Source organism: Methylobacterium sp. 17Sr1-1 (assembly GCF_003173775.1).
GTDB lineage: Bacteria > Pseudomonadota > Alphaproteobacteria > Rhizobiales > Beijerinckiaceae > Methylobacterium.
In genome coordinates, this window is record NZ_CP029552.1 from 1,095,694 (window position 1) to 1,107,218 (window position 11,525).

Consider the following 11,525-nt stretch of genomic DNA (forward strand, 5'->3'; position numbering starts at 1 on the left):
GCGCGGAGACGTTTAGGACCGTCATACAGCGCGTTCGAGGGGCGTTATGCTGCTCGACATACTCCCGCGCTGCCCCGCTGGTCCTGATACTCCCGCGCTGCCCCGCTGGTCTTGGGGCATTCTGAGCCCAGCACGACAGCTTCAAGCTTGCAACGAGCAGCTCCGCTAATGCGGGTCACTCAAAATATCCGCAGGCAGGGCCGAACCCAGCTCACCCGCTTCCGCAGCGATCCCGGCGCCTACCTCAACTTCCCCCAATGAAAAGCTCAACAGCTGACCTCGTCGTCCTAGTTTTTTTGGGAAACCTTTCATCGCTTCGAGCGTAGCGTTGGCTTCAGACATCCCGCCAGAGGACCGAGCGCGATGGAACCGATGAAGCCCATGGAACCGATGAAGCCGATGGAGCCAATGAAGGGCTCGGAGCCCTGGTGGCCGAAGGAACTCGGGCAGCCCTCGACCAGCGGTGGCCAGAACGGGATGCGCTACGCGTTCTTCCCCGATAAGCAGCGGCTCCTCGTCGAGACCGACGGCAAGCTGGCCACCTACGATAGCGGCGACCACCGAATCAGCGGCGTCTCCCAGTCGAACAGCCGGGTACCGAGCTTCACCACCCAGGATGGCGACGTGAATGTGAACGATCTGGAGGTCGTGGATTGAGGAAGGCTCCGGCACGAAGCCCTCCCGCGCCGGCACAAGCTATGACGTGGGAAGGCCTTGTGGGGACGGACGACCAGCGCTCAATGATCTGGGGCACGTCGCGCGCCGGCCCGCGCTTGGCGCCGATCGATCAATCTCAACTAACATTCCACTCGGGCCACCTCGTGGGGGCTGATCAGGAGCGCCGAACCGTTCCATGGTGCAGCGGACCTCATACGCGAGACAGATGACCGGGTAGGCTTCATCCGGGCGTGGAGGAAAGCGCCGGGTGAGGGGATCGGCCCTCACCCGGCGCTATGTGCGGAACACACATTGTTCTTCGCCTCAACGTTTGAGGCGCCATTACTCGTCTACTCGATGACTTCGACGATCCGGCGCGTATGCGGATGCACGAGCACGGGCTCGTCGTTGACGATCGTGTAGCGGTAGCCCCGTTAAACTCAATGGTGCCCGCCTCCCGGTGCACAAACAGTCATGAGATCGCGTGGTCTGCGTCCAGTGTGGCGATCTGGACCGGCCGGCTGGTGGCTGCCTTAACGGCATCGAGATGGTCCTCAGACTGCGCGACTTGATATATCGTTTATGATCATCAACGCCCGTTGGTATCAGGCTCCTTCAAAAGCTTATTAATCTTTATTTCATTAATAGTTTTTAGAAGGCCGGCAATCTGCTGATTATTGAAATCTTCTGGCTCGGGTCGAAACGCTGTTTCAGTAAGGAAATGCCTAGCGCGATCATTCAGAACCCAGTTCATAGGCGCCGCTTCACGTTCGTTCGTCGGACGCGATAGTGCGATATGGAAGAAGCGATCTGGCCGCCGCGACGAGTCGGAAGTCGGTCCATCGTACGTGGCGTCACAGAGCTCGCGCTGCAGAATGTAGAGGGCGTCGCGGCTGTGCGACCCGCGGATTGCCGCTAGTCCAACGATCGGGGCCAAAAACTCGAAAACGTTGTGTCCGATAGCACGATTGTTGAGAACAGCCTGTTCTGGCGTCAAAGGGATCGATTTTCGGCAGTGAATCGCCGATTGCCATACATAAGGAGCCTTGTCCCCCTTCTTGGGAGAATCGGTTTTGCGAATTCCATCGGCATCGTTACTGATGACGACGACGATCGGTCTATACAGCGGATTCCTAGCAATGGCTCTCGCAAGCTCCGACGCCGTGCGAGCACCGTAATTGTCGAAGTACCCGCCGTCGAGCACGGCGTTATCTCCGAAGTCCGCCGACGGTCTCAGGCGACGGAAGTGGCCGGCCGGCGAGATATAGGGGAATCGTGCGGAGTTGGTCACCGCCGTAGCGATTGGTACGTCGTGACCTAAGACATAGAGAAAATCATCGCTGCCTGCGAATATGTCGTCACCGTCGCTGAACCGGAACGTCGCGGTGATCAGCCGCTGGCCTGTTTGCCGGTCGGTTCCGTTGAGAATAAGTTGGGGCAGGCCCTTCTTGCGCCCGTAGAGATCAAGGAATCCGGCAACAGCCTGTTCGCGCCCGACGTCCAGCCCTCTGGGATCCGCCCAGAACCGCTCGAAGGTGTGCTCGAGCACTACGGCACGATCATCGAAGGGCCAAACTGAACCAATCAGGCGGCCAAAGACATCGTTGATAAAATAGGTCGCTACGCTTTCCGCGAGAAGGTCTTCTCCTGCGAGTTGTGTTGCCCCCTTGTAAGCCTTCGGATTGTTTCGCCAGTTTAGAACTCCGCCCGTCTCTCCGTATGTGACAGCAGCCTGTAAGTAGGTAGCAGCACCGAGACTGCCACCTGAAACGCCACTAATCGCGAAGAGGTATCGATCAAATTCCTGGTCTGTTCGATCTTGTAGGTAGCGCATCGCAGCGAGAAGCCATGCCGCCGCGCGGCTCGCGCCGCCCTCCGCTGCGACAATCACGACAGGGATGGGCTTGTCCCTCTTCCAATCCGGAAATCGCGCAGTGCTCCAGGCTTCAAGTGCACCGGAGAGATCAGGGCGGCAATCAACGATCATGCTCGGGCGTGAATCTTGACCAGCGCATGCCTGCTTTTGGCCAAGATGGTCGACTAGGCGGACATGATACGCCGTTAAATTTGCACCGAACGGATTAGCATAGAGCCAGATCAGCAAAATGAATGGCCCGAGCCCGTCGCGAAGCGGTTCCAAAATCCGGCGAGGTGGCTTGGAGAACTTTCGCCGCGTTAACTTGCACTCGGCCCAGAACATCAATCTCAGCAAAAGGTGAAGTACATCGCGGATGAAGCCGAGAACGAGAACAAGTGGCCCGACTACGAATGCGAGTGCACACAGCGCGGCAACTGGCGCCGGGAAGAACTTTTGCACCCATTGCGGCCACATCCCGAGAACAAAGCTGGCTCCTAAGCTGGCTGCCAGACAAGCGACGGCCACTGGCCAACCGAAGGGTGCGGCAGCGAAGATCGACGAGGTCCGGATGCACCACATCCATCGCGGTGCACGGACACCGTAGTACCAGCGGCGCCACTCTCGTAACGTGGTCAATAGTGTAACGAATAGAACACCGACGGCTCCTCCAGCGATACCTAGGAGCGGTGCGCCCGTTATAGCAGCTGCAGAGCTCCGGTCAACCCAGATGGCCGGCAACAATGCAATAATGCCTACAACGAGAACGGATAGACGGGGCGCCCACTTTCTAGCCCAGCTTGCCGCAAAGATATCGATCGTCTTGCCTGATGTTGCATGTGAGTCGAGTGATCTCCAGTGCTCCGCAGTGAAGTAATCATCCTGATCGATCCGCGCGAACAGGGCGGCACGCGTCCAATACCAAGAAGTGAATCCGAGCAGGGCTGCCGCAAGACCGAACTTCAGCGGTGCCCAAACGCCGCTTTGCTCGTTCTGTAATGCAACCCACATGTCCGGCATCTGGGGAGCGAAAAGTACGATGGCTGCCGCTAGTAATGGCACGACAATCCCGATCGGCTCCTGCCACCAGCAGCGCACGAGCGCCAGTATCCGAAACCAGACTTGCCCGACCACATTGTTCTCCTGTCGATATCAATCAGATACGTTGCACGCGCGCCGAGAAATCGCGGCTCATCTGTTGCAAAGCATGCTCGACCAGAAGCACAGATCATGGTCGTTTTAACTAAAATGAAATCGTTTAGTTGCTTACCCCCCATTCATATCTCGTAACTCAGAGATAAATCGAACTGGAAATTTTGAACCGGCCCCTTGTGGCACTTTTAATCCGAGTGCTCTTGCGACTTCAGCTGCAAAGACTGAGCAGTTCTTTCCGCCATTTGCAAAAAGTTGATATTTTGGGTCATTCTTCGACCACTCGTTCATGACGCCTATTACGGCCATATGACCAGCTTCATCTGTTGGAACATACAATTCCACGCTCCAGGAAACATCCGACAACTTGTAGGTGATGTCACCAATCGTGCTACTAAAGACCGCTTTGATCTCTTCAAAAAAATTGTCATTTTTTACATAGTAGCCAAATATTTTCTCATAAACTCGAAGCCCGTTGTCTAGTTCTGTCCCAACGGCTACGAAGCTGTGCCCTGGCTTACTCAAACTACCTTCGCTGTTTCTAGCAAGAAACGACACGTACAGGCGCTTCGAAACGCTGTTGTGGTAATCGTCGAACAAATCGGCCATCGACCTAGAAGGCAGCAGGAGGCCGCCAGCGATGAGCGCTCGTCGGGATAAAGTCGTCGCACGCCCCGACGCTGGCGCCGGCACGGTGTCATGAGGCTGGCGTCGATTCAAAGATCCCTCCCGAACCCGCTTCTGTTCCGCGCGAACGCGTGCTGCTTCTGCAGATTAGTACCGAGTTTGAAATCGAAGCAAGGGCTGTGGTCGTGTTCCTCCTGGTGCAGCCCGATTGTAGCGATGATGTCCGTCCGCACGCCGTCCACAGCGCTGGAGCAGGCGGGTTTTCTCGCGAGGTGGTCATTGTCGACGCCGGGCGCTTCCTGGTTCTTCCTCACTTCGTGTGGCGCGGGGGCGGTTGCTGGTCGGCGTGTCATAACCACAGGGCGCGCTCCGGAGAGCGGCATGCCTCGCTGCCTTCTATCTCTCGTGCCGCCCCGGCTCAGCGTGGTCGGCATCGAACCCACACCCGATCGCCTTGTAATCCACGTCAGATTGCGCTCGAGGCCAACGTGCTGCCCTGGCCGACGAGGGCTCGCGTGCCATCCGCAAGGCTCCTACCAATGCACCTCCGCTGATCTGCCCTGGCATGGCCGGTCGTCTCCCTGCGCTTCGGAGTGCGGCGCTTGCTCTGCACTAACCCAGCCTGCCTACGGCGCACCTTTGGCGAGTAGGGTGGGGACGTCGTCCGGCCGCACGCCAGCCGCTCGGTGCGCCTGCACGACCTCCAGCGCCACCTCCCCCTCGCGCTCGGCGCGCCGGCAGCCAGGCTGGCGCAGCGTCTGGCCATGCCGTCAGCGGCGACGTGCTCCTTCGCCTCCTCCGTGCCGGAGGTTTGCCGAGCCATCCCGAACCGCACGTCGCTGGCGTCGATGAGTGGGTGTGGCCGCGCGGCTTCAGCTACAGCACCTTAATCATCGACCTGGAGTGGCACACTGTTCTCGAACCTCTGCCCGACCGCGCCGTCGAGAGCGTCGCGTCTTGGCTGCGAGAGCATCCGGACATCGCCATTGTCGCTCATGACCGCGCTGAGGTCTTCGTCGAAGGCACGCGCTTCGGCGCCCCGCAGGCCCACCAAGTCCTCGATCGCTTCCACCTCCTGCGCAATCTCTAACTGCGCCATACGCTTCCAGTTGGCCAGACCGGCAACTGGCAGCTCGCTCCAGTCTCCTAGTGCATTGACGCATTCAGAGGATTCACGTGAGGCCTGAGCCATGCGAGTCTGAGGCATGGCTCAGACTGTCTGCGTGATCCCCAGCGTCGCCGACCTGGCGCGCCTGTCCGCCATCGTCGCCGATCGGGGGCGGCCCCTCAAGCACATCCAGCACGCCCGCATCGTCCTGCTCTCGGCCGAACGCCTCTCCGTCCTCGACGTCGCCCAACAGGCCGGCGTCAGCCGGCCAGCCGTTTGGCGCTGGCAACAGCGCTACGCCGAAGAAGGCGTCGAGGGTCTGCTGCGCGACTAGACCCGTCCGCCCGGCAAGCCGCCTCACTCCACCGACACCGTCGCCGAGGTGCTCGCCCTAACCTGCTCCGAACCGCCCGGTGAAGTCACCCACTGGACCGGCCGCGCCCTGGCGCAGGCCGTCGGGATCTCCCTACGGTCGGTCCAGCGCATCTGGGACGCGCACCGCCTGCAGCCGCATCGGGTGCGCAGCTTCAAGCGCTCGAACGATCCGGCCTTCGCCGAGAAGGTCGAGGATATCGTCGGGCTCTATATGGATCCGCCGCGCCACGCCGTCGTGCTCTCGCTCGACGAGAAGAGCCAGATCCAGGCTCTGGAGCGTACCCGCCCGAGCCGACCCGTCACACCAGGTCGCCCCGAGACACAGACCCACGATTACATCCGCCACGGCACCACGACGCTGTTTGCCGCGCTCGATGTACTGGAGGGCACCGTGATCGGCCGGCTGCATGCAGCGTCACCGCCACGAGGAGTTCCTGCGCTTCCTCAACGCGATCGAGGCGGCGGTGCCGGCGGGCAAACTGATCCACGTGATCCTCGACAACTACGGCACGCATAAGCACCCGAAGGTGCGAGCCTGGCTGGTCCGGCATCCGCGCTGGATCTTCCACTTCACCCCGACCTCGGCTCCATGGATGAACGCGGTCGAGAATTTCTTCTCCGCCCTGACCCGGCGCAGGCTGAAACGTGGCGGCTTCAGCGGGATCGTCGACCTTCAGGCTGCAATCAACCGCTGCATCGCCGAGCACAACGACAGGCCCAAGCCCTTCGTCTGGACCAAGCCGGCCGCCGCCATCCTTGATGCTGTCAACGGCAACGCTGCACCATCAGTTTGAGTCAATGCACTAGTTTACACTGTTCCTGCACAAGTACCCGAACGCGAACGGTGACGACAATTTTCGGGACTACGATCTAGGCTGCGGCAGCAAAGTCGCAGAGCTTTTCACATTGAGTGCAGGCGAAATCTGAAACCTCCGCTATCTACTCGGTGGTTGATATGACGGGCAATTACCAATACAGCTACATCTTACAGGTGCATTACTGTTACACGTGTTCCCTACGCACGTGCAGCTAGGGCGACTACTAGCTACAGGCTCACAGCCGCTCCTTTGAGCGTAAGCTTCGCCTCCGAACGTTGTTACGGCCAAGGTACCAGCCAGCTTTCCAGCCCATATGAGCAATCGTCTTCTTTCATTCACTTCATCGATCGGTGGCTGTAAGCTCTCATCGCTTTTCATGTCCATCTAGGACTCCTATGATTTCATATCTTAGTCTCGGTTATTCTGTATATTAGCATTAAATCGGGCGACCCGCAAGCCTAGATCTCGTCCCATGTCCTTAGGTTAGACACTACTGACTGGCCCTTCAGAGCACGCACGCTTGACAACAAGTGCCATCGGCGCAAGGATCCTCTTGAACGGCAAAATTAAGCATCGGAAGTGATTTGAATCCGGTTTATCCTTCCGAGCTCTCCCCTTTTTGCGATCTACGTAGCCTATATCAAAGTCGTATAGCGCATCAGACACCAGTGATGCTGGACACTAATATACGAGGCATGTTACTTCTCTTAGGACGAATTCTATATAAGTGAGGAGAACCCCATGTCGACAACTCATAATGTCTTCGTTCATGAACGCGACGGACGCCATTTCTTATACGCCCCGCTTAGAGATATTGTAGTTGAATTAGATACGCGTACAGCGTCTGCCGTCAGAGAAATGCTGAACGGTAATGCAGTTACCGAATTCGATGGAAGAAAGGACTGGCTAGAGTTCCTTACTGAGCTTCGAAGTGATGATTTTCAATCTCCCAGCCATAATAGATCATTGAACGCGGATAAGGATGCTGTTTCACACTATGCCCCAACATCTGTTGTCTTATCGTTAACCAAAGAATGCAATCTTCGCTGCGTATATTGCTACATTCATGGTGGAGAAGAAGCTGGATCGATGGAGTTTGACATTGCGAGGGCTTCGATAGATTTCGTAGCATCGAATGCACGTTCCAGAAATTTTGGGAATTTCGGCGTAAGTTTTCATGGCGAAGGAGAACCTACTTTTAAATGGTCACTATTTAAGAATACTGTGATTTACGCACAACAAGTTGCAAATGAGCTGTCAATCGGTTTGGGTTTATTCTTAACCTCGAATGGAATGTGGAGCACAGCTCAATATGATTTTATAACAAAACATTTCGACGGTATTTCTATTTCTTTAGACGGACTTGAATCTATCCAAAATTCACAACGGCCCACAAGTTCTGGAGAGGGTTCGTTCGGGATTGTAAGCAAAAATCTCAAGCGTCTTAAAGCTGACGGTGTTCAATGTGCTGTTAGACTAACCGTAATGAGATCGTCTATTGGCGGCATAATTCCATTTCTCGAATATATAAAAAGCGAAACTTTGGTAAAGGACGTTCAACTTGAGCCTCTCTTTAATAGCGGACGTGGCGTTGGATTACAAGCAATCGATAGAAATTTTGAATTAGATTTCGCTAGTGAACTAATAAAAGCTCAGAAATTTGGTAAAGAGATTGGCTTAAATCTTACATATTCTGGATGTGTGAACCCCACTTCCCATAAGCATTTTTGTGGAGCAACTGGTCAAGAGCCAAATTTTGTGGTTATGAGCGACGGTACAATTTCGTCCTGTTACGAAGTGAGCAAGGAGTCGCACAAACTTGGAGAGTTTTTTTTATATGGAACTTTCAATAAGGAGACTGGAAGATTCGAGCTTTCCAACGAACGTCTAGAGCGCCTCATGCATTACAAGAAAAGCGAAAGCAGCCCCTGCAACAGCTGCTTCGCCCAAAGCAACTGCGTCGGTGACTGCTTGACAAGGCGCGAGTTGCATCAACTAATATCGGGTGAGGGTAGCTCATCTCGTTGCTCTTTAAATAGGGAGGTGCTCAGCCGGTCTCTGGTGCATCGGCTGGATGGCGCAACTGAAGCAAGATCGTAAAATATCACTGTCTACTATCTGTTAAAAATCTAACTTCCGCGACGACGCAGATGTCTGGTTCTGACATATGGTGTGGCGTATCGAGCTTGAAGCGTTTGAGCTCTTTCGTTTAGGTCTGACAGATGAGCTCGAAGGGCCAGGGCTCCGCAGGGGTAATTACGGACGTCCATGCCGATGGGCTCAGGCGCTGACTATCTTGCGGATGGTGGCAAAGGTGTTCGCGCCCGAGAGCCGGGCCATGTTGGCAACGGTGCCCACGTCCGCCTCGCCTGCCGCCCAAATGGCCCGATCGCCGATCGTCACCTTCCGCTGTACCACCGCCGGGCGTAGCGCCCGCTCACACCCGTTATTGGTGACCGCCACGCGGCCGGGATGGTCGAGGAAGACCAGGAGTTGCTGGCGAGCCCGCCCGATCTTGGCTTGCAGCGCGTGGGTCAGATCGCACTGGCTCGGGACGGCGAGGATCTCCGACAGCCGCCGCTCTAGCCTCCGGCGCTTGCCAGCCAGGGTCGAGGCGGCCAGGTTGGTGACACGCTCGGCCAGGCTGAACACCGACCCGAGCCAGAGCTGCAGGCGCAGCGGCACGGGATCGTTGCTGACCTCGACCGCATAGGCGACATCGCGCGCCACATGCGCCAGGCAGTTTTGGTGGCGCTCGCCGTGCCCCTGCTGGGCGGTGTAGCGGTCCGAGATCCACACCGCGGTCCGGTGCCCGTTCATCATCGCGTGCACCACTGCGGCAGCTCGCGTCGAGGCGGCGTGATGCACCACCGCCTCGTCCGAGCGGAAGACCTAATGGTACGCGTTGCTGCCCTCGATGCGCACGCCAGTCTCATCCGATGCGACCACCGCGGCCCGGCGCAGCGCCGAGACCGCAGTTTCGCGACCGGCGCGGAACGGCCTTTGGGCTCGGCGAAGCAGGTTCATCAGCCCGCCTTGGCTGAGGGTCAGCCCAAACAGATCGGACAGCGCTGCCTGCAGCCGCTCGTAGGACAGAGCCTGGAAAGTCTCGAGGTAGTTCGCCACCGCGTGCAGCCGCGGTCCGAACGGCGTGCCGCGCGCTTCCTGCGGCACCGGGGCGACAACTCGGGTGCCGCAGGACGGGCAGCGCACCGCGAGCCGCTGATGCTGGGTGACGACGGGCGTCACCTCGGGCAACTCGATCCGCGCGCACACGCTGACGATCTCGGCCGACAGATCCGCCGCCAGGGCACTGCCGCAGCAGGAACACTGACCCGGGCGGTGGGCCATGACCTCGTCGGGGTCGGGGCTGAGCGTGCGGCGATGCCCCTCGTGACCGGGCTTGGCGCCGCCAGGCTTGGCCTGCTCGCGTCGCTCCTTGCGGTCGGTGGAGAGCGGCTTCGAGGAGATGCGCGAGGTCTTCTCCGGGCGCTGCAGGCGCAGCACCAGCTCGATCAGCTCCTCCTTGCTCAAACGCTCAAGATCGCCGCGGCTCATCTCACGACGGAGTCAGCGAAATCGGCTCCCGGCAAGAGGCCCGGCGGACACCCCTCAGGAGCCCCGCTCGTGGGTCACGCCGCCCTCGTGCGCACACCGTGGGAAATTACTTTCTGAGCCATGCTTCAGACTCGCACGGTTCAGGCCCCCCCGCGAATCCTCTGAATGCGTCAATGCACTAGGAGGCTAACGACAGAAACTTGACAGACACTATCGTACCGCGCTGCTCCGAGAAGACACATATCATTTGACTATTAGATCGACATTAGTTGCGGCAGATTTTGGGGGTATTGCGCTATCAACAACCACGATCTGGTAAGTCGATTTCGCGACGGGATTTGACGGCGTACCAGAAATGAGGCCAGTGCTCCCGTCGAGCTCTATACCATCGGGAAGTCGTGGAATAAAAGACCATCGAAGAGGCGAAGTACCTCCTGTAGCTTGGAGTTGAAACGCTGCATACATCGACCCAGAAGTCGCATCGGGGAGACTTTGCGTGAGAATTATGGGCGCTGCCGTATCGATCACCCCGGTGAGTAACGCAAGCGTTTGTTGCAAAGCAAAAGTAAGATAAAGCCTCGTTATTAAATAAATTCCTAGAAAAGATAGTGCAGAAAAATACAATACAATTAGCGGCACCATCGCCTCATTGCTTAGAGCAGCATCTCCCGCCTTGTATTTAGTGCCGAGTGTTCCTATCCATTCGATCACATTCTGTGCCTGAACCAGTGTAGCGCCAATCAGAAGTGTTGTGAACCAATCAGAAATCCGTTCTAGATTGGTGTTGGCGGCCAGAGCCGCCTGCGAACCCGCGCCCGGGCTGGCCGAACTTGCCGCCGCCGCGACCGCGACACGTGTCGAGGGATCCAGCGTTCTTGGTATCCCAAATATAAAACCTAATAATCCGCCTATCCCTGCTGAAGCTATCGCTACCATGCTGTCGGTACCGAAGATACTCCAGAACTTAGCCGTAAATCCCTCTCCGCCGCCTTGGCCGTAACTCCATGAAAGGATTATTACAAAGCCAAATATGCCAAAGCCAAGCACCCACGTACCTATCCATATAGACGAGCTTCCGATCCCATCGCCGCTCGACCCACCACTTGATCCTGATCTTAAATTGGATTTAGTTAATGCTGATGATACAAAGTGGCTTGATCGAAATTTGGTAATAATTATAATAGTGAATACTAATAACAGCGCAGCAAATGCAAGTGCCCAGTTAAATGCCGGAGTTGCCATCTCTAGTTGCTCCTTCGCGAACAAAAATTGCTTTCTCTGACTGGGTAGAGCAGAGAATGTAGCTGCTTCGATAGGAAGCATCAATATGTAGCGCCGCGAAAAATGGTTGGTGTGCCGTGAGGCTTATTCCTGT

6 protein-coding genes and 3 pseudogenes are annotated in these 11,525 nt (G+C 57.0%); 3 read left to right on the top strand and 6 right to left on the bottom strand.

Annotated elements, in window-relative coordinates; genetic code table 11:
- The first annotated feature begins 363 nt into the window (after nt 1-363).
- Complete coding sequence (locus DK412_RS04910) at nt 364-657, top strand: hypothetical protein (protein WP_109971036.1); 294 nt, start codon at nt 364-366, stop codon at nt 655-657.
- A gap of 350 nt (nt 658-1,007) precedes the next feature.
- Here the strand turns inward: DK412_RS04910 and DK412_RS04915 are convergent.
- The 4 genes and pseudogenes from DK412_RS04915 to DK412_RS30870 form a co-directional block, all read right to left on the bottom strand.
- Nucleotides 1,008-1,091: pseudogene (locus tag DK412_RS04915) on the bottom strand (DUF1236 domain-containing protein); the annotation flags it as partial.
- A gap of 155 nt (nt 1,092-1,246) precedes the next feature.
- Nucleotides 1,247-3,646 (bottom strand): patatin-like phospholipase family protein, encoded by a 2,400-nt coding sequence (locus DK412_RS04920; RefSeq protein WP_109971037.1) that lies wholly within the window; start codon nt 3,644-3,646, stop codon nt 1,247-1,249.
- A 132-nt stretch (nt 3,647-3,778) separates the two neighbouring features.
- Entirely contained in the window at nt 3,779-4,384 is a 606-nt protein-coding gene (locus DK412_RS30030) for a hypothetical protein (protein WP_162596116.1), read from the bottom strand.
- A gap of 793 nt (nt 4,385-5,177) precedes the next feature.
- Nucleotides 5,178-5,483, bottom strand: a complete 306-nt coding sequence (locus DK412_RS30870) for a hypothetical protein (protein ID WP_245447434.1) — start codon at nt 5,481-5,483, stop codon at nt 5,178-5,180.
- Nucleotides 5,484-5,496: 13 nt separating this feature from the next.
- Here DK412_RS30870 and DK412_RS04930 point away from each other — a divergent pair.
- Together DK412_RS04930 and DK412_RS04935 are read left to right on the top strand one after the other, a co-directional pair.
- Nucleotides 5,497-6,568: pseudogene (locus DK412_RS04930) on the top strand (IS630 family transposase).
- A gap of 765 nt (nt 6,569-7,333) precedes the next feature.
- The gene (locus DK412_RS04935; protein WP_109975066.1) at nt 7,334-8,692 is read left to right on the top strand and encodes a radical SAM protein; all 1,359 of its coding nucleotides are present in this window, start codon (nt 7,334-7,336) and stop codon (nt 8,690-8,692) included.
- A 180-nt stretch (nt 8,693-8,872) separates the two neighbouring features.
- Here DK412_RS04935 and DK412_RS04940 read toward each other — a convergent pair.
- Together DK412_RS04940 and DK412_RS04945 are read right to left on the bottom strand one after the other, a co-directional pair.
- Nucleotides 8,873-10,150, bottom strand: a pseudogene (locus tag DK412_RS04940) (IS66 family transposase).
- 243 nt (nt 10,151-10,393) lie between these two features.
- Nucleotides 10,394-11,392 (bottom strand): Ig domain-containing protein, encoded by a 999-nt coding sequence (locus DK412_RS04945; protein ID WP_162596118.1) that lies wholly within the window; start codon nt 11,390-11,392, stop codon nt 10,394-10,396.
- Between the last annotated feature and the right edge of the window lie 133 nt (nt 11,393-11,525).

What these genes read in the sequence shown, in the direction of transcription:
- DK412_RS04910 (WP_109971036.1), top strand. Translation starts at nt 364, where the DNA reads ATGGAACCGATGAAGCCCATGGAACCGATGAAGCCGATGGAGCCAATG.
- DK412_RS04935 (WP_109975066.1), top strand. Translation starts at nt 7,334, where the DNA reads ATGTCGACAACTCATAATGTCTTCGTTCATGAACGCGACGGACGCCAT.
- DK412_RS04945 (WP_162596118.1), bottom strand. Translation starts at nt 11,392, where the DNA reads ATGGCAACTCCGGCATTTAACTGGGCACTTGCATTTGCTGCGCTGTTA.
- DK412_RS30870 (WP_245447434.1), bottom strand. Translation starts at nt 5,483, where the DNA reads ATGGCTCAGGCCTCACGTGAATCCTCTGAATGCGTCAATGCACTAGGA.